The organism is Methanoculleus sp. UBA303, assembly GCA_002501655.1.
Classification (GTDB): domain Archaea; phylum Halobacteriota; class Methanomicrobia; order Methanomicrobiales; family Methanoculleaceae; genus Methanoculleus.
The window spans coordinates 13,694-37,215 of the sequence record DANY01000040.1; the positions used below are offsets into that span (position 1 = coordinate 13,694).

The 23,522-nt window shown below is 60.6% G+C and carries 23 protein-coding genes and 2 tRNA genes; 6 read left to right on the forward strand and 19 right to left on the reverse strand.

Annotated elements, in window-relative coordinates; genetic code table 11:
- Positions 1 to 63: 63 nt before the first annotated feature.
- Complete coding sequence (locus BP846_RS09670; RefSeq protein ID WP_292394830.1) at positions 64 to 1,110, forward strand: DUF1786 domain-containing protein; 1,047 nt, start codon at positions 64 to 66, stop codon at positions 1,108 to 1,110.
- A 39-nt stretch (positions 1,111 to 1,149) separates the two neighbouring features.
- On the opposite strand, the gene BP846_RS09675 is transcribed toward BP846_RS09670, so the two are convergent.
- From BP846_RS09675 to BP846_RS09715, 9 genes are all read right to left on the reverse strand, one after another.
- A complete protein-coding gene (locus tag BP846_RS09675) occupies positions 1,150 to 2,481 on the reverse strand; it encodes a hypothetical protein (protein WP_292394832.1) in 1,332 nt (443 codons plus the stop codon).
- A gap of 359 nt (positions 2,482 to 2,840) precedes the next feature.
- Positions 2,841 to 3,290, reverse strand: a complete 450-nt coding sequence (locus tag BP846_RS09680; protein ID WP_292394834.1) for a NusA-like transcription termination signal-binding factor — start codon at positions 3,288 to 3,290, stop codon at positions 2,841 to 2,843.
- A gap of 3 nt (positions 3,291 to 3,293) precedes the next feature.
- Positions 3,294 to 3,581, reverse strand: coding sequence for a 50S ribosomal protein L30e (locus BP846_RS09685; protein WP_292394835.1), 288 nt, complete (start codon positions 3,579 to 3,581; stop codon positions 3,294 to 3,296).
- Positions 3,582 to 3,592: 11 nt separating this feature from the next.
- Complete coding sequence (gene rpoA2, locus BP846_RS09690; protein ID WP_394339968.1) at positions 3,593 to 4,753, reverse strand: DNA-directed RNA polymerase subunit A''; 1,161 nt, start codon at positions 4,751 to 4,753, stop codon at positions 3,593 to 3,595.
- Positions 4,754 to 4,761: 8 nt separating this feature from the next.
- On the reverse strand, positions 4,762 to 7,410 hold the full coding sequence (locus BP846_RS09695) for a DNA-directed RNA polymerase subunit A' (RefSeq protein ID WP_292394839.1): 2,649 nt from the start codon (positions 7,408 to 7,410) through the stop codon (positions 4,762 to 4,764).
- Positions 7,411 to 7,431: 21 nt separating this feature from the next.
- Positions 7,432 to 9,246, reverse strand: coding sequence for a DNA-directed RNA polymerase subunit B (rpoB, locus tag BP846_RS09700; RefSeq protein WP_292394841.1), 1,815 nt, complete (start codon positions 9,244 to 9,246; stop codon positions 7,432 to 7,434).
- The gene (locus tag BP846_RS09705; protein WP_292394843.1) at positions 9,243 to 10,784 is read right to left on the reverse strand and encodes a DNA-directed RNA polymerase subunit B''; all 1,542 of its coding nucleotides are present in this window, start codon (positions 10,782 to 10,784) and stop codon (positions 9,243 to 9,245) included. The genes rpoB and BP846_RS09705 overlap by 4 nt, the downstream gene beginning before the upstream one ends.
- 42 nt (positions 10,785 to 10,826) lie before the next feature.
- On the reverse strand, positions 10,827 to 11,078 hold the full coding sequence (locus BP846_RS09710; RefSeq protein ID WP_292394845.1) for a DNA-directed RNA polymerase subunit H: 252 nt from the start codon (positions 11,076 to 11,078) through the stop codon (positions 10,827 to 10,829).
- Between the two features lie 79 nt (positions 11,079 to 11,157).
- A tRNA-Lys gene (locus tag BP846_RS09715) sits at positions 11,158 to 11,231 on the reverse strand.
- Positions 11,232 to 11,419: 188 nt separating this feature from the next.
- Between BP846_RS09715 and BP846_RS09720 the strand changes: the two genes are divergently transcribed.
- Entirely contained in the window at positions 11,420 to 11,851 is a 432-nt protein-coding gene (locus BP846_RS09720) for a phosphate-starvation-inducible PsiE family protein (protein WP_292394847.1), read from the forward strand.
- Between the two features lie 63 nt (positions 11,852 to 11,914).
- On the opposite strand, the gene BP846_RS09725 is transcribed toward BP846_RS09720, so the two are convergent.
- Together BP846_RS09725 and BP846_RS09730 are read right to left on the reverse strand one after the other, a co-directional pair.
- Positions 11,915 to 12,550, reverse strand: coding sequence for a response regulator (locus tag BP846_RS09725; protein WP_292394849.1), 636 nt, complete (start codon positions 12,548 to 12,550; stop codon positions 11,915 to 11,917).
- A complete protein-coding gene (locus BP846_RS09730) occupies positions 12,550 to 12,927 on the reverse strand; it encodes a roadblock/LC7 domain-containing protein (RefSeq protein WP_292394851.1) in 378 nt (125 codons plus the stop codon). The genes BP846_RS09725 and BP846_RS09730 overlap by 1 nt, the downstream gene beginning before the upstream one ends.
- 390 nt (positions 12,928 to 13,317) lie before the next feature.
- On the opposite strand from BP846_RS09730, the gene minD reads away from it, so the two are divergent.
- From minD to BP846_RS09750, 4 genes are all read left to right on the forward strand, one after another.
- A complete protein-coding gene (minD, locus tag BP846_RS09735; RefSeq protein ID WP_292394888.1) occupies positions 13,318 to 14,103 on the forward strand; it encodes a cell division ATPase MinD in 786 nt (261 codons plus the stop codon).
- Positions 14,100 to 14,303 (forward strand): hypothetical protein, encoded by a 204-nt coding sequence (locus BP846_RS09740; RefSeq protein ID WP_292394853.1) that lies wholly within the window; start codon positions 14,100 to 14,102, stop codon positions 14,301 to 14,303. The genes minD and BP846_RS09740 overlap by 4 nt, the downstream gene beginning before the upstream one ends.
- A gap of 100 nt (positions 14,304 to 14,403) precedes the next feature.
- A tRNA-Pro gene (locus tag BP846_RS09745) sits at positions 14,404 to 14,477 on the forward strand.
- 41 nt (positions 14,478 to 14,518) lie between these two features.
- Positions 14,519 to 15,376 carry a damage-control phosphatase ARMT1 family protein gene (locus BP846_RS09750; protein ID WP_292394855.1) on the forward strand — a complete coding sequence of 286 codons (858 nt, stop codon included), beginning with the start codon at positions 14,519 to 14,521 and terminating at the stop codon, positions 15,374 to 15,376.
- A 917-nt stretch (positions 15,377 to 16,293) separates the two neighbouring features.
- Here BP846_RS09750 and BP846_RS09755 read toward each other — a convergent pair.
- Genes BP846_RS09755 through BP846_RS09790 form a run of 8 tightly spaced genes read right to left on the reverse strand, consistent with a single transcriptional unit; the run spans position 16,294 to position 23,522 of the window.
- Entirely contained in the window at positions 16,294 to 17,508 is a 1,215-nt protein-coding gene (locus BP846_RS09755) for a phosphoglycerate kinase (RefSeq protein WP_394339966.1), read from the reverse strand.
- Between the two features lie 21 nt (positions 17,509 to 17,529).
- The gene (locus BP846_RS09760) at positions 17,530 to 18,156 is read right to left on the reverse strand and encodes a V-type ATP synthase subunit D (RefSeq protein ID WP_292394857.1); all 627 of its coding nucleotides are present in this window, start codon (positions 18,154 to 18,156) and stop codon (positions 17,530 to 17,532) included.
- Positions 18,157 to 18,163: 7 nt separating this feature from the next.
- A complete protein-coding gene (locus BP846_RS09765) occupies positions 18,164 to 19,549 on the reverse strand; it encodes an ATP synthase subunit B (protein WP_292394859.1) in 1,386 nt (461 codons plus the stop codon).
- A 2-nt stretch (positions 19,550 to 19,551) separates the two neighbouring features.
- A complete protein-coding gene (locus BP846_RS09770) occupies positions 19,552 to 21,306 on the reverse strand; it encodes an ATP synthase subunit A (protein ID WP_292394861.1) in 1,755 nt (584 codons plus the stop codon).
- Positions 21,306 to 21,608 (reverse strand): V-type ATP synthase subunit F, encoded by a 303-nt coding sequence (locus tag BP846_RS09775; RefSeq protein WP_292394863.1) that lies wholly within the window; start codon positions 21,606 to 21,608, stop codon positions 21,306 to 21,308. The genes BP846_RS09770 and BP846_RS09775 overlap by 1 nt, the downstream gene beginning before the upstream one ends.
- A 1-nt stretch (position 21,609) precedes the next feature.
- Complete coding sequence (locus BP846_RS09780) at positions 21,610 to 22,671, reverse strand: V-type ATP synthase subunit C (protein WP_292394864.1); 1,062 nt, start codon at positions 22,669 to 22,671, stop codon at positions 21,610 to 21,612.
- 12 nt (positions 22,672 to 22,683) lie between these two features.
- Positions 22,684 to 23,262 (reverse strand): V-type ATP synthase subunit E family protein, encoded by a 579-nt coding sequence (locus BP846_RS09785; protein ID WP_292394866.1) that lies wholly within the window; start codon positions 23,260 to 23,262, stop codon positions 22,684 to 22,686.
- Between the two features lie 11 nt (positions 23,263 to 23,273).
- Complete coding sequence (locus tag BP846_RS09790; RefSeq protein WP_292383159.1) at positions 23,274 to 23,522, reverse strand: ATPase; 249 nt, start codon at positions 23,520 to 23,522, stop codon at positions 23,274 to 23,276.

Consider the following 23,522-nt stretch of genomic DNA (forward strand, 5'->3'; position numbering starts at 1 on the left):
CACACCTTTTTTAGGTCCAGCGGGGAGACTCTGATAGGAACCGCCTGCCGTGAGGTTACAGCGGTGCGTGAGGCCATAATGATCGATCTGACGACTCCACTTCTCGCTATCGATGTCGGCAGGGGCACCCAGGACATCCTGATTTACGAGCCCGGCCGGCCGATCGAGAACAGCATAAAACTGGTCCTTCCCTCCCCGACCGTGGTGGTGGCGGAGAAGGTCCGGCAGGCCACCAGAGCCGGGCGCCCGGTATTCCTCGACGGATTCCTGATGGGCGGCGGTGCGAACACCGGCGCGATACGGGAGCACCTGGCGGCAGGCCTCCCCGTCTACGCCACCCCCGAGGCCGCCGGGACCCTCCACGACGACCTCGAGAGGGTGCGGGCGATGGGCATCGAGATCCGCGCCGCCCCTCCGGGAGACGCGGTGAGGGTCCGCACCACCGACTACATGGAGCCAGAGCTCCAAAAGGCGCTCTCCCTCTTCGGTGTTGGGTATCCGGAGGATGTCGCGGTCGCTGTCCAGGACCACGGCTACTCCCCGCACCGCAGCAACCGCATCCACCGGTTCGAACTCATGCGGGACCGGCTGGATGCCGGAGACTGGGACCTCCTCTCGCTCGCCGCGGACCCAGCCCTCCCCGATATGACAAGGATGCAGGCGGTCCGGAGGCAGGCGCCGGGCGCGCTCGTCACCGATACCGGACCGGTCGCGCTCATCGGGGCGCTCTGCGACCCCGTGGTGCGGCAGCGGGCGAAGGAGGGAGTCATCCTCGTCAACGCCGGGAACGGGCATACCCTCTGCTTTGCCCTGAAAGGACGGGAGATCTACGGGCTCTTCGAGCACCATACCGGCGCGCTCGATCCTGCAAAACTCCAGCACTACATCCGGCGGCTCGCCGACGGCACGCTGACGTCGGAAGAGGTCTTTGACGACGGCGGCCATGGGGCGGCGGTCAGAAAACCCCTCGTCACCGATACCGTGGTTGTCACGGGCCCGAACCGGCTCCGGCTACTTCCGGAGGCCTACCAGGCGGCACCCTTCGGGGATATGATGCTCTCGGGGTGCTTCGGGCTTATGTATCTCTGGAGGAGACTCCGGGAGAGGTAGGGCTGGAGGGCGCGGTTTTGCGATGCGTGGTGCCCGGGATCACGGAGAGGCGAGATGCAGAGTCTCACCGAACCACCCGAACAGCCCGCTGAAGAACCCCGCGATCAGGTCGAGGGGCGACGACGAGGAACCGGCCGGCTCCCCCGCCCCGCCCTTCCCCTCCCCGGCATAGATGGCCGCTACCTCCTCCTTCCCGAGGTTCCTGAGGGCATCAAGGTATCCGGCCGCCCCGGCAGTGATCGCATCGTAGTCGACGCCCCGTCTCCACGCATCGGTCATCGTCTCCGACGGACGGAGTGTCGAGTCCTGACCGCCGAGAAGCGCGTAGAGGGCGGGGAGGGATGACTCCTCCGCCACGCCCGTGCCCTCATCGGACCGGACGGCGATCACCGGGTCGGAGAGCGCTGTCGAGGGATGCTCCTGATTGCCGGCGAAGGCGTATGCCCGGAAGGCGAAGAGATCCGGGTTCGACGTCAGGTTGGTGACCAGCCGCTCCTCGGGAAGGGTGAGGTTTTCAAGCGTCAGCCTCCCGGTCCGGGTGACGACCGAGAACTCCCAGACGCCGCGCTCCCCGTCCCGGAGGCTCCGGGGTTCTTTGGTCCGCACGATCTCGTAGACCCCGATCTCACCCGGCGGTGGTACCAGGACGACACAGGCCGGGTCCTCCCCTGTGAGCGTCAGGTTCCTGGCCTCGACCGTCACCGTGACAGTGAACGTCTCCCCCTCAAAGGCCGCCCGCGGATGCCGACCGCCGAGACGCATGGCCGGATCGAGCAGCCAGTCAAGATTCGCTATCTCCACCCCACTCCGGGTGAGGGCGACGTCCTCCGGAGTCCGGTCGAGAAGGATCCCGACACCCTTGACGATCAGGCCGTCGCGCGGCACGACGACTTCAGGCGGTGTCCCGGTCTCGTTCTCAACAGGAGTGAACGGCGATGCAGGATTGACGAGCTGGTGATCACTCTGGACCAGCGGGCGGTCGTGGGACTGGTGGGCTTTCGCCATCGTCGCGCCCGGCCGCGGCGGGGCCTCCCGCTCCAGGGTCGGTATCGGCGCCACAGTCTCCTCCGGCTCCTCATCGTCATCAGAGCCGTCAGCGTATACAGTACCCGTCGCGGTAGGTTCCAGCGAGGCCGTTGCAGTCGGGGAGGTCGTCACTGTCGAGGTCGGTTCCGTTGTCTCAGTCGACGTTATCGCCAGGGCCGCAGGCTTCGTCTCTACGGCCTTTTCCGTCGGTTTCTGATGATCCGTGGTCGCTTTGGCCGTTGAATCCGGCGATCCCTGTGAGATGACATCTCCCCCGGAAACCGGGAGGGCGGCAGCGAGAGGGGCAATCATACCGATACAGAGCACCGCTATCACGGACACCATGAGAAGGCGCCTCAACGCCATCCCCTCCAGCACCCGGGAACACCATGCACCCGCCTCACCGGTTCTGCCGCAGGCTCCACCATCCGCCCGGATCCACCGTTCATGAGAGTCTCATGGAGCGCACACCGATATAAATAATTTCCGGATAGGAGCCCGCTGGAGACCCCCCGCGCGGATCAGCCCCGCCAGAACTTCGGAGGAACCAGGCAGATCGTCCCGGGCAAGGGAGCACAGACCCGGAAGATCCGGAGTCCAGGAAGGATTGAACCGCTCTATCCGGCAGGGCAGGAGCGCCACCGGGGATGATGGAACCCCAACAGGAAAATTGCAGGAGACCTGCGACAAAAAAAGGAGAAAATTCAGGCCAGATCGTTCTGCATCAGCTGGACATCGGCGATGTCGTGCTGCCGCTGTGCAAGAACCTTTGCCTTGAATATATTCTTCCCCGCTTTGCCGATGGCAAGACCCCGGTCCTCGTCCCGCACCTCGACAAGGGCGACCTGCTGGTCCTCCTCATCGGTGTCGAAGTCAATATCAGTGACCTGGGCAGGAAGGAAGCAGTTCCGGAGGAACTGACCCGGGTCTGCGGAGTATTCCACGACCTCGATCCTTTTGCCCATCACATCGGAAGCCTTCTTGATGCTCGATCCGCTCTTGCCGATGGCAAGTCCCATGTCGCCGGGATTGATCACGAAGATGATACGCTCATTGCGGTTATCAACGATACAATCGCGACTGCTTGCGCCGGTGAGGCTCTCAAATTGGGAGATGAGGCGCATGCACTCTTCAGTCAGCACGACCTGTGGCATTGTCTACACTCTCGCAGCATTCAGGATATCGGATTCACCCGGCTCGACCACAGCAAGCGTACTGACGACGTACGGCCTACCGCAGGCTTTCCCGAGCTGGACACTCGATCCATCGTAGACGAAGACAGGGATATCGGTCTCATTTACGAGAGTTTTGACGGATTCTGGGCTGTTTTTGGCCACCACGACAAGTTTAGCCTTGCCTTCCTCGATGCATTCCCGGGTCTTATTCTGGCCGAGGAACACTGTACCAGTCTTCACGGCTTTACGTAGTGAAGCATTAAAGTCCATAGATGATTCTCCTAGATTTTCAGGTTTACGGGTTTCGCGATGAGTTTCACATCACCGGTGCCGAGCTGGATAGGCTGGCCCACGATCACGTTCTCGGTGACGCCGTTCAATTCGTCCACTTCGTTGGCGATTGCCGCATCCAGCAGATGGTTGACCGTTACTTCGAATGCAGCCCGGGAGAGGACACTCTCCTTCTCACCAGCGATACCGTGCCGGCCGATCTGCTTGACCTCGCCATCCATGCACATCATGTCAGCGACGAGCATGATATGGCGGACATCAACGCCGATACCCTGTTCGTTCAGGGTACTTAAGGCTTCATGGATGATCGCGTTCCGGCCTGCCTCAATACCGAGCACATCGGCGATCTCGCTTATGTTGTTGCTCCGGGTGCGAGCGGTATCAACTCCCTCGACTTCGAAGACATCTTTTAGGTTGGAGCCTTCAGTATAAAGGATATACTCTCCGCCCTCCTTTCTGACGACCACCCGCTCGATATCATCGATACCCTGAACGATGACGTTCCTGACATGCTCTGCGAGCTGGAAGAGGTTCTGGTAACTCTCCCGGTTCTTCGGGATGAAAGTGATCGTCGCCTTCTTCGGGTCCCCTTCGACATCGAAGTCGCGGAAGTGCCGTTTTTCCCGGATCTTCCTTGGGGCCGCCTCGAAGATCTCATCCACCGTGATCTTCCGTCGGTCGCAGACCGACTTGTTCAGCAGGACAAGAACCTGCATGTTCTCCATGTCGATGGTGATATCCCCGAACTCGTGGAGCGGCGCGGCCTCGATCTGCCAGCTCACCTCACGGGCGCGGTCACGGTTGAACGTCCAGTCATCCAGCAGGTAGACCGCCATCGTGGGAGTGCTCGGCTCACGCCGGGCATCCATGATCTCGATGAGACGGGGGAGACCGAGGGTAACGTTGATTTCAGCCACACCTGCGTAGTGGAAGGTCCGCATTGTCATCTGGGTGCCGGGCTCGCCGATCGACTGCGCCGCCACGACGCCGACCGCCTCACAGGGCTCGATCCGGCTCTTCTCATACTCGGAGAAGACCATATCGAGGATCCGGTCGAACTCTTCATCGGTGATATCCCGGCCTGTGAGACTCGTCTTCAGGTCTTCCCGGGTCCGGTAGGGCAGATCGAGGGTATCGATCCGCTGTTCCATATCGTTGTTCACTTGACCTCCTCCTTTAACACGCTCTCCACGATACCCTTCACGTCTACCGGAGCGCCATAACTGCTCTTTCCGGGATCGGTCCCATCCTCGCCGTAGCAGAACTGGATGATCCGGCCGCCTGTTGTCCGGACGGTACCGTCGTACGCCACCTTGAGGTCCTGCAGGGCGTTGATCATCCGTCGCTGCAGGTATCCGCTCTGTGACGTCCGGACCGCAGTGTCCACAAGACCTTCACGCCCACCGATAGCGTGGAAGAAGAACTCAGTGGGGGAGAGACCGCTCTTGTAACTGCTGGCGATGAACCCGTGCGCCTCCGCACCGCGCTCGTTGCGCCGGAAATGCGGCAGAGTCCGGTCCTCGTAGCCACGCATGATCCGCTCACCACGAACCGACTGCTGCCCGAGACACCCGGCCATCTGCGTCAGGTTCAGCATCGACCCACGGGCGCCGGAGACCGCCATCACAACAGCGCTGTTGTCCATACCGAGATGCCGGCCGGCGATCTCACCGGTGCGGTCACGGGCCTTGCCGAGCACCTGCATGATCTGCATCTCGAGCGTCTCCTCGAGCGTCCGGCCGGGCATCGGTTCAAGTTGCCCCTCGTTGAAGATCTTGATCCGGCGCTCGACGTCACCGATAGCGCCCTTCAGCGCCTCGTCGATCTGACCATACTCATTCCGGGTCAGGTCTTCGTCGTCGATACCGAACGAGAACCCTTCGAGCATGATGCCACGGATCGAGAGTTTGGTCACATCATCGATGAACTGAGCGGCCTGCTTCATGCCGTGCTGCCGTATGATCCGGTGCAGGATCTGGCCGTCGAACGCACCTATTCCCTTTTTGTCGATGGTACCGGTGATCAGGTTCCCGTCGACGATCTGGACGAAAGCATCGTTCTCGCACATCTCCCGCCGACAGGTCTCACAGTTCTGGCACGACGAGGCGTGGAAGAGCATGTTCAGGTCCTCGGGAAGGATGAGCGAGAAGACCTGCTTGTTGGTCCAGAAGGGGTTCCCGGCAGCGTCTATCTTATCCGGCTCGGGCAGGTGATCGAGGGGCAGGTGCTGGGTGAGGTAGAGCGTCTCCTCCTTGCTGAAGTGGCGGATCCTGTGCGTCAGGAGGAAGATGCCCGATATGTGGTCGTGGATACCGCCGATGATCGGGCCGCCGGTCCTCGGCGAGAGGATGTTTGCCTGCACCGAGACCAGAATCTCGGCCTCGGCCCGTGCCTCCTCGGTCTGCGGTATGTGCAGGTTCATCTCGTCGCCGTCGAAGTCTGCGTTGTAGGGCGGACAGACGGCCGGGTTCAGCCGGAAGGTCTTCCCGTCCATCACGATGACCCGGTGGGCCATGATGCTCATCCGGTGCAACGAAGGCTGCCGGTTGAAGAGGACGATATCTGCGTCTTTCAGCTGCCGTTCCACGGTCCAGCCCGGCTCGATCATCTCTGCGACCGTCTCCAGGTTCGCGTCTGATAGGCGCATCCTCCGGTTGTCGGGCCGAATAGCGTAGTTTGCACCGCAGGGCGACCGGGTGGTGGGACGCTCGGGGCCGTTTAAGACGTACTGCCGCATCTCCTCAAGGTTGAACTGAGTTACCCTGATCGGGAGCGTCATCTCGTTTGCGATGGCAAGCGGGATCCCGACCTCACCGATGGAGAGGTTCGGGTCGGGAGAGATCACCGTACGGGCGGAGAAGTTCACACGCTTACCGGAGAGCGAGCCACGGAATCGCCCTTCCTTCCCCTTGAGACGCTGCGAGAGGGTCTTTAGGGGCCGGCCGCTCCGGTGCCGGGCGGGCGGGCATCCCGCCACCTCGTTGTCGAGGTAGGTGGTCACATGGTACTGCAGGAGTTCCCAGAGATCCTCGATGATCAGCTGGGGCGCACCGGCGTCCTGGTTCTCCTTGAACCGCTGGTTGATCCGGATGATATCCACGAGTTTGTGGGTCAGGTCGTCCTCGGATCGCTGCCCGTTCTCGAGGATGATCGAGGGGCGCATGGTGACCGGCGGAACCGGGAGGACGGTGAGGATCGTCCATTCCGGACGCGCGACGTCCGGGTTGACCCCCATAACCCGCAGGTCGTCGTCCGGGATCTTCTCGAGGCGCGCCCGGATGTCGGCCGGAGTCAGTTTGTGCTCGGTCTTCCTCCCGTCTTCCACAAAGACCTCAGAGAAGGTGGTGGGTTTCTCGAAGTTGATCTTGAGTTGCTGCTCCCCGCAGTGGGGGCAGACCCGCTCTTTCTTGATGTCCTTCTCAGAGACGATATCCCCGGCAAGTTCGCTGTCCTCGGGCCCGACGACCTTCTCGACCTCTTCGGCCGTCATCAGCAGCCGGGAACAGGACCGGCAGGTCACCCGCAGGAGTTTCCGGATCAGCCGGGTATACCCGACGTGGATGACGGGCTTTGCGAGTTCGATATGCCCGAAATGGCCCGGGCAATCTGCTGCCTTCTGGTCGCAGGTCTTGCACCGGAGACCCGGATCGATGACACCCAGGTTCAGGTCCATCAAACCCTGAGGGTAAGGGAACCCATCATCGTCATAGGTGTCTGCCCAGATGATCTTCCGGACGCTCATTTTGCGGATCTCCTTCGGGGAGAAGAGCCCGAATTCGATCCTTCCAACACGTTTTGGACTGGTCATAGTTTGAAACTGCCCCCTCTCTTATACCATATCATCGAGTCTCAGGCGGGGTGCAATGCCCATACTCTTCATCTCGTCAAGGAGGAGCTTGAAGGCGTAGCTCATCTCGACGGGGTAGATATCGGTCTCGCCGCCGCAGGCAAGGCACCGCGTGACCTTCCTCTTCCGGTCGAGCATCGCCACCATGCCGCACTTCGCGCAGACCCACTGGGTCACCTTATCCGACTCGTCAAGCAACCGCTCTTTGAGGGCCATGGCCGCGCCGTGACCGATCATTACGTCCCGTTCCATCTCACCGAACCGGAGGCCACCCTCACGAGCACGCCCTTCGGTCGGCTGGCGAGTAAGCACCTGGACGGGGCCGCGCGACCGCGCGTGCATCTTACTCGAGACCATGTGGTAGAGTTTCTGGTAGTAGATGACGCCGATGTAGATGTCGGCCGCAAACTGCCGGCCGGTGATGCCGTCGTACATCACCTCACGGCCGTTGTGGGCAAAGCCGAGCTCCTTGAGCGAACCCCGAAGGTCCGCCTCGCGCTCGCCGCGGAACGCCGTCGCGTTGATCCGGCGGCCTTCGAGGGAGCCGACCTTGCCGCCGAGCATCTCGAGCATATGCCCGACAGTCATACGACTCGGGATCGCATGGGGGTTGATGATCAGGTCGGGTGTCATGCCCGACTCGGTGAACGGCATATCCGCCGAAGGCTGGATGAGCCCGATAACGCCCTTCTGGCCGTGCCGGGATGCAAACTTGTCGCCCACCTCCGGGACCCTGAGATCTCGGGTCCGGACCTTCACGAGACGCGAGGAGTTCTCGCCCTCGGTGATGATGACGGTATCCACGATGCCGTGCTCGTTGCTCCGCATCGTGACCGACGTGTCGCGCCGCTTCTCGACGGCGATCAGTTCGCTCGTAGGCTCCTCGAGGAATCTCGGCGGGGAGGTCTTACCTATCAGCACATCCTTCTCACGGACAACCGTCTCGGGGCTGATGACGCCGTCGACATCAAGGTTCGCGTAGAACTCGGTGCCGTGCGCTCCGGAGACCTCTTCGTCCGGAACCTGGATCCGGTCGACCTGACCGCCGGGGTAGCGCCGCTCCTCACCGTCGTAGGTGCGGAAGAAGTGCGACCGTCCAAGGCCCCGGTCGATGGCGGCCTTGTTGATGATCAGTGCGTCCTCAATGTTGAACCCCTCGTAGGATATGATCGCGACGACGAAGTTCTGGCCTGCAGGCCGGTCGTCGGAACCGATCGCGTCGGAGGTCTGGGTGAAGGTGAGGGGCTTCTGGACGTAGTGGAGCATGTGCCCCCGGGTGTCGGGGCGGAGTTTCATGTTCGCCGCACCGAACCCGAGCGCCTGCTTGACCATCCCTGCCCCCATGGTGACACGGGGGCTGGCGTTGTGCTCGGGAAACGGAACGTGCGCCGCACCGATCCCCAGTATGAGCGAGGGGTCGATCTCAAGATGCGTGTGCTCCACCGTGAGATCCGCTTCGTTGATGGCGATGAAGAGGTCTTCCTCCTCTTCGGCATCGACAAACTCGATCGCGCCCTTCTTCACCACGTCCTCGAAGGTCATCTCACCTTTTCGGAGGAGTTCGATCTCATCCGTGGTCACCTCCGGTTTGCCGTTCCGGACCACGATCAGGGGCCGGCGGGCTCTCCCGCGATCGGTGTGGACGATGACGTCTTTGTTGAACTCCTTGTAGGAGACGTTAACCTCGGCAGGGATCTCGCCGCGCCGGCGCATATCGCGCATCCGGGCGACCAGGTCCTGAGGGTCATTCACAAGCCCGATCAGGGCACCGTCAACGAAGACACGTGACTGTCTCATGCCGTCTCCCTCCGGAGGGCGATGACACCCATATCATACAGAATGTTCTTCACTTCCTCTTCGTCGATAACGCCCTTACTGATCTCGACCATCTGGGCGAAGTTCTTCACCAGCCCACAGTTCGGACCCTCAGGAGTCTCGCTCGGACAGATCCGACCCCACTGGGTTGGGTGCAGGTCACGGGCTTCGAAGTGAGGCTGCGAACGGGAGAGCGGGGAGATAACACGCCGGAGGTGCGAGAGCACCGCCATGTGGTCCACCCGATCCAGAAGCTGCGAAACACCGGTGCGCCCGCCCACCCAGTTGCCGGTGGCAAGCGGATGCAACAGCCGTTCGGTCAGGACGTCAGCGCGCACGGCGGTGCCGATCGAGAGGTCGCGGTGGCGCATGCTGGCCCGTTCGAGCTGGTACTTCACGTCCCTTGTCAGGCGGTTGAGCGAGATCCGGAAGAGATCTTCCATCAGGTCGCCGGCGAGTTTCAGGCGCTTGTTCGCGTAGTGGTCCTTGTCGTCGATCCGGCGCCGGTCGAGCACCAGATCGAAACAGGCCTCGGCCATGCGGCCGAGGAAGTGCGCCTTTGCGAGGCGGACACCCTCGACTGCAGGTCGGTAGCCAGGATCTTCCTCTTTTAAGCCCACCGGCATCAGGTAGTTTAAATGAGGGAGGAGGTAGTTGTCAAGGACGAACTCCGCCCGCTTCCGCTGATAGTCCCGGGTCTGGTTGGGAGCGAGTTTCTTCCCGACATACATGACGCCATCGTCGACGGTGTCGCAATCGCTCTCCTCCAGGTTCTGCATCATGAAGGTGAGGATCTCTTCATCGGTAGAGACCGCCTCCACGATGTCGTGGTCACCCTGGAGCCCCAGCGCCCGCATCAGGTCGACGAAACGGAGGTGCCCGGCGACCGAGGGGAACGAGACCTCAAGCAGGTTCTTCCGATTGCGCTCGACGATCACGAGCGCCCGGTAGCCCCGGTACTGCGAGAAGACCTTGGCAACGTAGATCCGCTCGTTGTAGCGCTCGGTGAACTCGGTCATGATCTTGTTCGAGGCGAGGTCTTCGAGGGTCATCAGCACCCGTTCCGTGCCGTTGACGATGAAGTAGCCGCCGGGATCAAGGGGGTCTTCACCTTGCGCGGTCCGCTCGGCGTCGTTCATGGCGTAGAGGTTGCAGGCAGCCGATCCTACCATAACCGGCAATTGTCCGATGATGGTGACGATCGGATCCTGCGGCTCTTCGCCCTGGACGAGCGTCATGTCGAGTTGAATGGGTGCCGCGTACGTGAGGTTCCGGAGGCGCGCCTCGCTCGGGAAGAGTTCGGACTGCGACCCGTCAGCCTCACGGACCCGGGGTTTCTTCACCTCGATCTTGCCCAGTTCAACCCATACGGCCTCTTTGCCTTTTCCACGGGTCTCAATATCAGTCTCAATAACACGTTGTTCGTCGACAACTTTCTGGAGATTGTGCAGGAGGAAGTTATTATAAGAGTCTAACTGGTGACGTGCTACATGCTCCCGCGAAAAATATGCTCTCGACAAAACACTTCTATCTAACAGATGGATCAGCTCCCGGCCTCTGATTTATTTCTTTGGTCTCTTCATGACGAGGCGGTAGGCTTCAGCTCTGCCCGCCGTGCGACTGTCACGGGTAATCCGGATGACGTTCCCGACATCGCCCCCAATAGCCCTTACTGCAGGATCATCATGGTAAACTTTTGGCAGTTGTTCTAAAGAGATATGGTACGTCGCAAGAAGGTCCGCGACCTCTTCTTCGTCCATAATCTGATGGTCCGGAACCATCTCATGTTTGAGTACGTCAAGCGAAGTGCCCATCGCCTTACACCCCGCCGACGAAAGAGTTGCGTATCAGATGCATCACCTTTTTAAAACCCATAGACATCGCCCATGGCAACGGGCCCAAGGGGATTTGAACCCCCGACCACCTGGTTAAAAGCCAGGCGCTCTACCTAACTGAGCTATAGACCCCGCGCGTACTGCCATCCAGCATTATTACAATGCGAGAATAGTATAAATAATTTACTTGCAGGCGTATCATATCATTCGCAGTCAAACGATATAAACTTTTCAATACTCCACCCGCTACAGGCCTACCGGAATGTTTAATGCCCGAGGACGGCCTTTTTTTATATATTCTCCCTACCCGGGGCTCCCGCATGACTCCACTCAAAACCCGTGCTGATACAGCCATATCCACCATATCCGGGGTGACACTGGGCATATACCTGCTCATCGCCGTCTCGCTCTCCCTGCTCGCGCTCGTCTCATTCTACGATGTTGCCCTGCAGGTAGCGACGCTCATCCATGCCGAAGACATGACGCAGGGCGTGCTCCGGGTGCTGCACGCGCTCCTCCTGACCCTCATCATCGCAGAGATCCTGGAGACGGTGACAGCATACTTCAGGACAAACCGGGTGCAGGTGACGCCGATCCTGATAGCGGGCATCACGGCGATGGTGCGGCGGGTGCTGACCTTCGGGGTCGAGCCTGTCGAACCCCTCGATATCGGCATGACGCTTGCCGCGATCCTCGTACTGACGGCCGCGATCGTCTTTATCGGGCGGCAGGAACGTGCAGACTACTATTAGAGGGGGGTCGCTCCTACCGGCGCGCAAGGAAGGTCCCGCTTCAAGCCGGGGGAGTGAGGCCGATCAACGCATCTCGAATATATCTGCAAACTGAGCCCGGACCTGGTTCAGACGCTCTTCCTGGAGGTTGATGCTCGCCGCCATACTCTTTATGGCCCTCGTTATGTTCTCACCCATGCCCGCCCGGGCATCCTTGATGTTGTAGGTGGTCTCCAGGATCTTCAGGAGGCGCCTGTTGATATCGACGCTCTTTGAGAGGCGTTCATACTCGTCGATGATATGGGGATCCACACCGGCCTTGCGCGCCCGTTCGATGTCGGCAGCGATAGAGTGTCGGCGTGCCAGAACGTGTGCGATGGCTTCGTAGAGCTGGTGGTGGGTGGTTGGTTTGAGGATATAGTCCTCGATGTAGGCGCCGTATTCGTTCGCCTCCTCGGGCGTGAGGGGCTTGGCCGTCAGCATGAGGACGGGGATATCCCGCGTTTCAGGGTTGGCCTTGATCTTCCCGAGCGTCTCCCAGCCATCCATCGGCTCCATCATGATATCCAGAAGAACCAGATCCGGGGGGGTCGCCTTCAAGACCTCCAGGCTCTCTTCGCCGCTAAAGGCGGTGATCGGCCTATATCCACCACGCTCCAGCATGGTCACAAAGACGTCGACGATCATGGGGCTATCATCGACAACCAGTATTGTATACATCACGCCTCCTCTCCGATCCTGACTGCTATAACTGATAATCGTCTCTGTACTGATGGGAGATTCCCAGACTTATCTATTACCGCTGTGATCAGGGCATCCTCTCCCGCACCCACGATAAGAATTGTAGCGTCGGCTGCGGTGATGGTGACCATGGACGGTCGCTGCACACGAACGCTGCCGCAAGCTGCATCCGCCGATGCAAGGACCGTGGCACACATGGCTGCAAAAAGGGACGATGACGGGTTACCTTCCCGGAAGTGCTTACCCAGAACCACGCCCTCACAGGATACGAGAGCGCATCCGACGACGCCGACGACAGACCGGATCTCATCGATGCATCGTTGGGCATTCTCTTCCATGATAGGATTGTGACTCATATGGTTAAACCCCGGTATATCTTTATGGACATGTCTGCGTTACATCATATATGAATATCGAATTACTATTACTCCGGACTTTGCATTATCCCAGATTTGACCCAGAATAAAGGTAGTTTCAGTCGCCGGAAGGATAAGATGCTGTTGCAACACCCAATAGAACCCCGGGGCCGGTCCAGAGCAACAATATCATCGTAGAGGCAGGACCCGGGGCAGCACAGCACCTCCATAGAATAGAGTGCGAAAGACATATCCAGGCGCTTATTGTCCCCGTCTGCCGGGGAGAGAGTGCCCCCTCGCGCAGAATAGTCATTGTAGTCCCTCTGATGAAAGAATCAAACGAATAAGTTTAAATTTGACAACTACGATCTATCCTTGAGACGGTTTCGGATGATCAGGGCCTACACCATCGCCTCCGGAAAAGGGGGTACAGGGAAGACGACTGTGACCGCGAACCTCGGGACAGCGCTGGCCCAGTATGGCAGGGAGACCTGCATCATAGATACGGATATGGGTATGGCCAACCTCGGGCTGGTGCTGGGGCTCACAGAGACGCCGGTCACGCTCCACGAGGTTCTGGCAGGGAAGGCGCCGATCCAGGACGCGATGTATGAGGGGCCCTACGGCCTCAAGGTCGTGCCGAGTGGTCTCTCACTCCAGGGGTTTCAGAACGCGGACCCCGAGCGGCTCAAAGACGTCCTGTGCGACCTCACCGACCGCTGCGATTTCCTGCTCCTCGACGCGCCTGCCGGTATCGGCGCTGATGCAGTCATACCGCTCACCGTAGCAGACGAGGTGCTGCTGGTTGTGAATCCCGAGATCTCTTCGCTCGTGGATGCCCTGAAGATCAAGATCCTGACAGAGATGATCGGCGGGACGGTCGGGGGGGCTATCCTCAACCGGGTGACACCGGAGAGTATCGATATGAGCCGGAGAGAGATCGAGAAGGCTCTCGATGTGCCGATCATCGATACGATCCCCGAAGATGCGGATGTGCGGAGGGCAGCAGCGGCGAGGACACCGGTCGTCGTTAGATCACCAGGATCCGAATCATCAAAAGCGTTCCGAAGGATCGCAGCCCGGATAGCGGGTTTCCCTGTTGGAGAGGAGCCGGAAGAGGTCCAGGAAGGGTTTATCGAGCGGCTCGCCCGCGCACTATTCAGGAGAGAACCATGATGACTGATATCAACGCAATCATGATAGTCCTGCTCTCGGTGACCATCATCTGTCTGCTGTTTATTATGTACGTTATGTACGTGCGCATCCAGCAGCTCCTCACCGAGGTCAACACACTGGCAGGCAGGATGGAGATCACCGGCAGCGAACTGGAACAGCTGACACGGAATGTCGAGGATTACAAGAGAATGCGGGGGTGAACTACCCCGCCCTTACTGATGGAGTTTCCCGGCTATCATCCCCTTCCCATCCCTCCAAAAAGCGAAGATATATGTGTCGTTCAAGCACATAGTATGAGGAGGGGCCATAGGGTAGCCTGGCCATCCTAGGAGACTGGGGGTCTTCTGACCTGCGTTCAAATCGCAGTGGCCCCATCATACCATTTTTCACTTCCCCGGACCTAAGTACCTGCAACATGAGACTTCACCAGGGCTGCACGGATTGCCTGCTCTCCCGTGTCGAGTATGAGAGCCGGCTCTGCACCGACGATGAGGCGCTCGTCCTGAAGATCGCCGGGGCGTGCCGGGACCTCCTCCAGTGCTCTCTCGCTGACCCGGTGCCCGCACCCGTCATCGCGAGCCGGGTGCACCGCCTCGCCTACCGGATGATCGGCGACGCCGACCCCTACCGGTCCTTGAAGCGGGCCAACAACGAGGATGCAATGGCGGTCTCTCTGGCGGTGCGCCGCGACCTTGTGACATTCCGCGACCTTGTGCTCGCGTCGGTCATCGGCAACACGCTGGACTACGGCTCGGAGGCCCATACCGTCACCGACAACTTCGTCGAGTTCTTCCGCCGGGAGTTTGCGGCGGGATTGACCGTTGATGATACCGACGCGATGGAAACCCTCACCTCCCGGGTGGTCTACATCGCCGACAACTGCGGTGAGATCGTCTTTGACGCTCTCCTCGCCGGCCACCTCAGGAAGAGCGGGTCACACGTCACGTTTGCCGTCCGGGGCGCACCGATCTTGAACGACGCGACGATCGAGGATGCAGTGGCGCTCGGGCTCGACCGCAGGGTGGATGTGCTCACCACCACCACGGACGGCATCGCCGAACTCGGCCTCAACCGGGATATTGCCCCACCGGCCCTCACGGACGCCCTTGACCGTGCGACACTCATCATCGCCAAGGGCATGGCCAACTACGAGTCGCTCTCCGATGAGCGTGACCTCCCGCCGGTGGCCTACCTGATGTCGGTGAAGTGCAGCCCGATCGGCGCGGATATCGGTATCCCGGTAGGCTCCCGGGTCGCCCTCCTCCGTGAGTGACCCGCCGTGGAGTCCGGAAACGAGTGCGAGAGGCGACCCCAGGGCAGCGCGGGCCCGGGGATCTCTCCCACCCTACCCCGCCGGGTACATGGGTGTATATAAGAGATTGTGGTCGGAAATTAACTGCGTTTAAACAATCCCTATGATTAAAGGATACATCTTAAGGCCCTGATTATTATTTTAATAGATATATTTGCCCAGATAATTATTGAAAAATATTATATATCTAGTATTATAGACACTGGATCGGGGAAATACCACACCCAGTGATCATCAGTCGTTCAATTCCATCAGCAATTACCACAATTAACAACATACCTACCACACCAACCAGCATACAAGGATTCGGTGAGGGGCGATTCCGCAGCATACGGCGCTCCTGCACCAGCATTCAGCGACCACGAGGGATTACACCAGGCCACGACATCTCGGGTGTGGCCCCCCACCTCATTCCGTGAGGCTAGACCTCACTTCATTCTTTTTATCGGCTTTGTTGAACCCCTACCTGCTGGCTCTCGATGGTCGCACTCCCGGGGCACCCCGGTACGCGGCTCTCCACCGGACATCCCCATGACCGCCCCCGCTCTGAGAGAGGCGGGGAACGACTGCCGGAACGTGCGACGGTTCACAGAACCGGAGCATGAGCGCCAGGGAGACATGCCGAGGGAGAAAGCCGATCCGGGGGACAGGCCGGGCCTGGCGCCCCCCTCATCGGGGCAGGGAGAGACCCGAACAGGATTTCAACGGAGCCGCTTTGTCACAAGCCTTTCCGCCGGCCCGCCCCCCTTGACGCGCAAACGCCGTCCACGACACGTTGACGTATGGCATAGAGAGGATGCAACAGTTAGAAAGGTGAACTGCCCCGCGTCGCCAGGAAACCTGACCGCGCCGGAGAAGAGGTGAGGGCGCGGTGCCGCTCACCCGAAGATCTTCCGGGACATCTCCAGCGCCTCGATGGCAGGCATCTTCTTCCCGGTCAGGAACTCGATCGCCGCCCCGCCACCGGTGGAGATGTGCGTGAACTTCTCCTCGAGGCCGAGCCGTTCGATGGCCGCGCCGGAGTGCCCGCCGCCCACCACCGAGAACTCCACGGTGGAGGCCGCCCTCAGCAACTCAAAGGTGCCGACGGCAAACTGCTCCTCCTCGAAGAGCCCGGCAGGACCGTTCACCACAACCGTCCCCGACCCGGTGATCTCCCTTGAGAGGAGGTCGATCGATTCGCTCCCGAGGTCCAGCACCTGGGCATCCTCCGGAACAGCATCCACCGGATACTCCACCCGCTCGCCGTCCTCACGGACCGCGACCGAGTGCGGCATCAGGAGCCTGTCCCGGTATGTCTCGATGAGGTCTTTTGCCGTATCGATCTCGCCCCGATAGCCCAGGTGGTCGATCAGCTGGATCGAAGGCCGCCCGATATCGTAGCCTGCCGCAAGCAGGAAGACGTTCGCCACCACCCCGACAACGATGACGCGGTCGGCCGTCCCCCGCGCGAGGACGTTCTCTGCGACAGCGATCGAGTCGTCCACCTTCGTCCCGCCGAGCACGAAGGTGACGGGGCGCGGGGCACCGGTAAAGACCCGGGAGAGGTTCGCAACCTCCTTCTCCATCAGGAGGCCGGCCACCGACGGGAGCGCGAGCGGCAACCCCACGATCGACGGCTGCGACCGGTGCGCCGTGCCGAAGGCGTCGTTGACATAGAAGTCGGCCATCGACGCCAGCCTCCGGACAAGGAGGGTCTTCTTCGCCTCCTCGGGCTTCAGGGTCAGGTTCTCCTCGGCGGCAAACCGGAGGTTCTCAAGCATCAGGACGTCCCCCCGCTTTGCGTTCCGGATCGCCTCCCGGGCGCACCGCCCGAAGATATCGTCCACGTAGGTCACCGGGCGGCCGAGCAGACGCTCCAGCTTCGCCGCGTGTGCCTCAAGCGTCGTGTAGTCCTTCTTGCCGGGCCTGCTCTGGTGCGTGAGGACGACAAGCCGCGCATCCTCGAGTGCCTGCACCGTCGGCAGGTGCTCCCGGAACCGCTTATCGTCCAGGATCTGGTTTGACGAGGGATCGATGGGGGAGTTGAAATCCACCCGTAGCATCACCGTTCCCGTCAACTTCCCTGCATCAGCGAGCGTACCGATCTCCACCGGGTATCACCTGACCCCTGATCAGGCGCTCCGCGCCTTAATCTTTTTCAGGCGGAAGAGCTCCTCACGTTCCATCTCATCGAGCCGCATCTTGATGAAGTCTCTGCCCTCGGTGAGTTCAGGGATCACCTTAAACTCGAGCGCGTTCACGCGCCGCTTGGTGCCCTCGATCTCATCGAGCAGCCGCTTCATGGTCGTCTCGATCTCGGCGGCCTCGATGATAGCCTCGAGCAGGTCCTCGAACGCCTCCGCGGTCTCGTCGATGACGGCAGATGTGCCGAGCATCCCGTAGCCGCGGTCGAGCACACCCTTCCGGACCGAAGACGCCTCGATCTCCGGGACGACGACGCCCATGATGTTCTTGCTTTTGAGGGAGATGGCCGGGATGTCCGCCGTCGATAATGCGGCAGCCTTCACTCCGATAGCACCCTCGACCGTCTCGGCGAGTGCGATCATCTCCATTGCGTGTGTGTAGCGCTCCAGCAGTGCACCGCGGCTGTCTTTCGCCTGCTGCAGCACCTTGAAGAACTCCAGGATCAGCCCATCGCGCTTCATCTTTAAGATGTTGTAGCCGCGCTCCGAGAGCTTGATCCGTCGCTTGATGTTGATCAGTTCAGATCGGGTCGGCTTGATATCTCGTAGCGCCATTGGACACTTACCCCTGCGCCTTCTTCCGGTACTTCGGGTGGTACTTCTGGATCAGTTCGCGGTCGATACGCACGAGTTGCTCCTCCGGCAGCGTCGAGAGGAGATCCCAGCTGAGGTCGAGCGTCTCCTCGATCGACCGGTCCTCGTAGAGGCCCTGCCTGACGAACCGGTCCTCGAAGAGGTCGGCGAACTCGAGGAACATCCGATCGCGCTCCGAGAGCGCGTCCTTCCCGACGATGGCCACAAGGCCCCGGAGGTCGTTCCCCTCCGCATATGCCGCGTAGAGCTGGTCCGAGACCTTCTTGTGGTCTTCGCGGGTGTGCCCCTTCCCGATACCGAGGTTCATCAGACGGGAGAGCGAGGGCAGAACGTTGATCGGCGCGTAGATACCCTTTCGGTGCAGATCACGGTTGACCACGATCTGCCCTTCGGTGATGTAGCCGGTCAGGTCCGGGATCGGGTGAGTGATATCGTCACCCGGCATCGTCAGGATTGGGATCTGGGTCACCGAGCCCTTGGTGCCCTTGATGATACCGGCACGCTCGTAGATGCTTGCAAGGTCCGTGTACATGTAACCCGGGTAGCCACGCCGGCCGGGCACTTCTTCACGGGCCGCACCGATCTGACGGAGCGCCTCGCAGTAGTTGGTCATATCCGTCAGGATGACCAGCACATGGTAGCCGAGTTCGAACGCCAGGTACTCGGCCGTGGTGAGCGCGAGACGCGGCGTGATGATCCGCTCGACGGCCGGGTCGTCTGCAAGGTTCAGGAAGACGACAGCCCGCTCGAGAGCGCCCGTCTTCTCGAAGTCGGCCATGAAGTAGTTGGCCTCTTCCCGGGTGATGCCCATGGCCGCGAAGACCACGGCGAACTCTTCCGTCGAGCCGGGCACCTTGGCCTGCCGGGCGATCTGGAGTGCCACATCGTTGTGGGGCAGACCGGAACTCGAGAAGATCGGGAGTTTCTGGCCGCGGACAAGGGTGTTCGTCCCGTCGATGGTCGATATACCCGTCTGGATGAAGTCCGCCGGGGACGCCCGGGCGTAGGGGTTGATGGCCGCGCCGGTGATCTCGAGCCGCTTTTCGGGCACGATCTCCGGGCCGCCATCGATCGGCTTGCCGCCGCCGGAGAGGATACGCCCAAGCATATCCTTTCCTACCGGCATCTTGATCGTCTCCCCGGTGAAGCGGATGCCTGAATCCCTGCCGATCCCTGCGGTGGTCTCGAAGACCTGGATAACCACAATCTCGTCGCTCGTATCCAGCACCTGGCCGCGCTTGACCGTGCCGTCGGCGGTCACGATGTTGACGAGCTCGCTGTAGCCCACCGGCTCCGTCTTCTCGACGAAGACCAGAGGGCCCGCAATCTGTGTTACCGTTCTGTACTCCTTCATGGTCACGCCGCCCTCATGGCATCAAATTCAGCTTCCATGTCCTTTTGGATCTTCGCGAGCATGGGTTCGTAGTCCTTGGTGAACTTGATCTGCACAAGCTCGTTCTTGCTCTTTATGCTGATGACCTGCTGCGGGGTCGCTCCTACCGTCTGGGCAGTACGCGCGAGGTCGGCGTAGTGTTTGATCGCCTTCATCATGTCGTACTGCTTGGTCATCGAGCAGTAGGTGTCCACGGGGTCGTAGGCGTTCTGCTGCAGGAAGATCTCCCGGATCATCCGTGCCACCTCGATGGTGACCTGCTCCTCGTCGGGGAGAGCGTCGGAACCGACCAGCTGGACGATCTCCTGGAGTTCGGCTTCCTTCTGGAGGACGCCCATCGCCCAGGCCCGGAGAGGGTTCCACTCGGGGGAGACCTCGCGGTCGTACCACTCGTTGAGCGCGTCCAGGTAGAGCGAGTAGGAGTTCAACCAGTTGATGGCCGGGAAGTGACGGCGCTGGGAGAGTTTCGCGTCCAGTGCCCAGAAGACCTTGACGATACGCAGGGTGTTCTGGGTGACCGGCTCCGAGAAGTCACCGCCGGGCGGCGATACCGCACCGATGACCGAGACCGAACCGCCCGTCTCGTTTAAGTTGATGACGCGGCCTGCACGCTCGTAGAACTCCGAGAGGCGTGCCGCAAGGTATGCAGGGTACCCCTCTTCGCCGGGCATCTCCTCAAGACGGCTCGATATCTCCCGCATGGCTTCGGCCCACCGGGAGGTGGAATCGGCCATCAGGGAGACGTCGTAGCCCATGTCCCGGAAGTACTCGGCGATCGTGATGCCCGTATATACGGACGCTTCACGCGCTGCGACAGGCATGTTCGAGGTGTTGGCAATCAAAACCGTCCGCTCCATCAGCGGGCGGCCGGTCTTCGGGTCCTCAAGATCCGGGAACTCGGTCAGCACCTCAGTCATCTCGTTGCCGCGTTCGCCGCAGCCGATGTAGACGACGATCTCGGCGTCGGACCACTTCGCGAGCTGCTGCTGGGTGACCGTCTTGCCGCTCCCGAACGGTCCGGGGATAGCCGCCGTTCCGCCCTTGGCGATGGGGAAGAGACCGTCCAGAATCCGCTGACCGGTGATCAGCGGGATGTCGGGGTTCAGCTTCTGCTTCACGGGACGGGGCACACGGACCGGCCAGCGCTGGAGCATAACGATCTCGGTGCCGTCCTCAAGGACGCAGACGGTCTCGTCGACCGTGAAACTGCCGGCCGCGATCTTTTTGATCTTGCCGCCCTTCGAGCGGGGCGGGACCATGACCTTATGGACGATGTTCGTCTCCTGGACCGTGCCGAGGATATCGCCGGCCTTGACGACGTCGCCCACCTTCATCGTGGGCACGAACTCCCACTTCTTCTCGTGGGAGAGGCCGGGAGCCGAGACGCCACGCTCGATGAAGTTGCCCATCTTGTTCACGAGCACCTCGAGCGGCCGCTGGATCCCATCGTAGATACTGGTCAGCAGACCGGGCCCGAGCTCCACTGCGAGCGAGAGACCGGTATTCGTCACCGGCTCACCGGGCCTGATGCCGGCGGTATCCTCATAGACCTGGATGATGACGTTCTCACCCTGGATCTTGATGACCTCCCCCATCAGTTCCTCATTGCCGACCTTCACCACGTCGTACATGTGTGCGTTGAGACCAACAGCAGTGACGACCGGCCCTGAAATCCGTTTCAAGGCTCCTTGAGCCTCGTTCTCTTTACCTTTCTTCATTACTTCCACAGATCAACACCCACCGATCTCTTGATTCTCTCTCTCATCGACAGGCCGCCCTCGTCTCCGCCGACAGCGATCACCGTCGGCTTAACGGAGTTCTCGAGGACGGTGCGGAGCCGCAGAGGGACCCGCTCCATGTCACTGCCCTTCAGCACGAGGATGCCGACGTCTTTGTCCTGGAGCACCCGGTTGATCTGCTCGACCAGGTGCTCGTCGGTCTCGGCCGCGTAGGTCTTCCTGACGCCCGCAAGCCGAAAACCAAGGATGAATTCACCGGTACCGACAACTGCGATCTCCATTCTACATCACCAGGTAGCCCTGTAACCGCTCACCGGGGAGGTCGGCCTCCTTGCCCCGGGCGAGAGCGCGAAGGTTCGCGACCTCGTACTTCTTCTCCTCCAGGTAAACCAGAATGGGAAGGATCGAGAACGGATACCGTTTCGACATCCGCTCCATCTGGTCCAGCTGGACCCGCGTCAGCGCAACCTCGATCTCATGGAGGACACTCTTGCCCCGGATAGCCTCGAGCGTGTTCAGGAGCGGGGCAGCCCTCACCTGCCTCTTTAAGGCGTCGATGAACTCGTCCCGGTCCTCAAGCCCGGAGAGCCGTTGCAGTTCTTCCACCGAGAACGAGCCGCCGGGGATCATCAGTTCCCGCACGTCCTCACGGACGTGCCCGGCCCGGAGGCGGAAGAGGTTCTGTATGTTCCGGGTATCGATCTCGAGCTCGATGTACTTCAGGAATATCTTCCCGCCCTTGACGCCTTCCGTGGCGTCGAGGATGAGCCGTGCGTAGTAACTCTTGTAGAGTTCGTTCTCCAGGTGGGCAAACGACCCGGTCTCTATCGCACGAGGGAGTTCCGTCTCGAGGATCGGGTAGAATCGCTCGCCCTTGAGCGCCTCGACGACCCGTTCCGGCGAGTCTTCGGTGAGAAGACGGTCGAGGGCGACCTTGTCCAGCCTGCCGGCCGGGACCAGGACCTCCTTGATCTTGCCGGGCCGCATCCCCTGCATCTTCCCGCGCAGGATGGTGACGACGTTCTGGATATCCCAACGGCGCAGGTAACTGGCGGTGAAGTACTTCAGTTCCCCGGGCACAAGCCCCAGTATGCTCTGATACTCCTTGGCGAGATTCCAGCTCAAGGCCTCCTCGACGAGGTTGATACCGGAGAAGGAGGTGCCGAGTTCATCGATCTCGGACCGGTAGTTGGTCTCGCCGATGAACCGGGTGATCTCAGGCAGGCTCATATTCAGCATCCGGAGATAATCTTCGCGCGGTATCAGCAGCGATCGCCGTACCCGCATGCGGGTGCAGGCGTAGATGTAGTTGGTTGCCAATCCGCTACTACTTATCCCTGCCATGTATGAACCTCCTCATGCAAACAGTATATCCGACGCATCCTTCAGGGCGGATTCCCAGATCTCATCCAGGAACGTGCCGTAGCTGTAGTCGATCTGCAGCTCGCCGTCGTTGCTCTCGACGATGATGCCGCCGGGAATAGTAACCGGATCACCCACGGTATAGCCCGAGAGGGACTTTGTCTCGCCGAGGATCTTCTCGACAACCGGGATATCCCGCTTGTTTGCGTGCACGGTACCCTTCTTGATCTCCTTTGCCGCTCTCTTCAACAGGTCTGTGAGCGCCTTCTCGTGGAACTCAGCAGGCAGGTCACCGACAGCAGCGAGCGAGGCCGAGTAGACCTGATCCAGGAGCGTCTTCTGGGCGTTTAAGACCTGCCGTTTGACAACGAGGTTCGCTGCCGAGGCTTCCTGGTTGGCGATGTGGGCGGCAGCCCGGTCCGCTTCCTCTTCAGCCGAGACCTTGATCGCGGCAGCCCGGGCCTGTGCGTCCTTCAGGATCTCCTCGACATCGGCCCGGGCAGAGACCCGGGCCGCCTCAACCTCTCTTCGCCCTTTCTCCCGGATCTCGTTGACGACTGCTTCGAGTCCCATGGTTCACTCCATCAGAACAGAAGCAGCAGTGCAACCACAAGACCGAAGATGACGATGGTTTCGGGAATAACGGTAAGCAGCAGCACCAGACCGAATACGTCGCGGTTCTCCGCCGTCGCCCCGACCGCAGCAGAACCGATCGCCATCTCCGCGACACCGGCACCGATGCCGGTAAGGCCGACAGCGAGGCCTGCGCCGAGTGCTTTCATTCCCAACTGCGATGCCTGTACCATTTCAAGAGTCATGCCAACATCTACCAT

What these genes read in the sequence shown, in the direction of transcription:
- BP846_RS09675 (WP_292394832.1), bottom strand. Translation starts at nt 2,481, where the DNA reads ATGGTGTCCGTGATAGCGGTGCTCTGTATCGGTATGATTGCCCCTCTC.
- BP846_RS09680 (WP_292394834.1), bottom strand. Translation starts at nt 3,290, where the DNA reads ATGCCACAGGTCGTGCTGACTGAAGAGTGCATGCGCCTCATCTCCCAA.
- BP846_RS09685 (WP_292394835.1), bottom strand. Translation starts at nt 3,581, where the DNA reads ATGGACTTTAATGCTTCACTACGTAAAGCCGTGAAGACTGGTACAGTG.
- rpoA2 (WP_394339968.1), bottom strand. Translation starts at nt 4,753, where the DNA reads ATGGAACAGCGGATCGATACCCTCGATCTGCCCTACCGGACCCGGGAA.
- BP846_RS09695 (WP_292394839.1), bottom strand. Translation starts at nt 7,410, where the DNA reads ATGACCAGTCCAAAACGTGTTGGAAGGATCGAATTCGGGCTCTTCTCC.
- rpoB (WP_292394841.1), bottom strand. Translation starts at nt 9,246, where the DNA reads ATGAGACAGTCACGTGTCTTCGTTGACGGTGCCCTGATCGGGCTTGTG.
- BP846_RS09710 (WP_292394845.1), bottom strand. Translation starts at nt 11,078, where the DNA reads ATGGGCACTTCGCTTGACGTACTCAAACATGAGATGGTTCCGGACCAT.
- BP846_RS09720 (WP_292394847.1), top strand. Translation starts at nt 11,420, where the DNA reads ATGACTCCACTCAAAACCCGTGCTGATACAGCCATATCCACCATATCC.
- BP846_RS09725 (WP_292394849.1), bottom strand. Translation starts at nt 12,550, where the DNA reads ATGTATACAATACTGGTTGTCGATGATAGCCCCATGATCGTCGACGTC.
- BP846_RS09730 (WP_292394851.1), bottom strand. Translation starts at nt 12,927, where the DNA reads ATGAGTCACAATCCTATCATGGAAGAGAATGCCCAACGATGCATCGAT.
- minD (WP_292394888.1), top strand. Translation starts at nt 13,318, where the DNA reads ATGATCAGGGCCTACACCATCGCCTCCGGAAAAGGGGGTACAGGGAAG.
- BP846_RS09740 (WP_292394853.1), top strand. Translation starts at nt 14,100, where the DNA reads ATGATGACTGATATCAACGCAATCATGATAGTCCTGCTCTCGGTGACC.
- BP846_RS09750 (WP_292394855.1), top strand. Translation starts at nt 14,519, where the DNA reads ATGAGACTTCACCAGGGCTGCACGGATTGCCTGCTCTCCCGTGTCGAG.
- BP846_RS09760 (WP_292394857.1), bottom strand. Translation starts at nt 18,156, where the DNA reads ATGGCGCTACGAGATATCAAGCCGACCCGATCTGAACTGATCAACATC.
- BP846_RS09765 (WP_292394859.1), bottom strand. Translation starts at nt 19,549, where the DNA reads ATGAAGGAGTACAGAACGGTAACACAGATTGCGGGCCCTCTGGTCTTC.
- BP846_RS09770 (WP_292394861.1), bottom strand. Translation starts at nt 21,306, where the DNA reads ATGAAGAAAGGTAAAGAGAACGAGGCTCAAGGAGCCTTGAAACGGATT.
- BP846_RS09775 (WP_292394863.1), bottom strand. Translation starts at nt 21,608, where the DNA reads ATGGAGATCGCAGTTGTCGGTACCGGTGAATTCATCCTTGGTTTTCGG.
- BP846_RS09780 (WP_292394864.1), bottom strand. Translation starts at nt 22,671, where the DNA reads ATGGCAGGGATAAGTAGTAGCGGATTGGCAACCAACTACATCTACGCC.
- BP846_RS09785 (WP_292394866.1), bottom strand. Translation starts at nt 23,262, where the DNA reads ATGGGACTCGAAGCAGTCGTCAACGAGATCCGGGAGAAAGGGCGAAGA.
- BP846_RS09790 (WP_292383159.1), bottom strand. Translation starts at nt 23,522, where the DNA reads ATGGTAGATGTTGGCATGACTCTTGAAATGGTACAGGCATCGCAGTTG.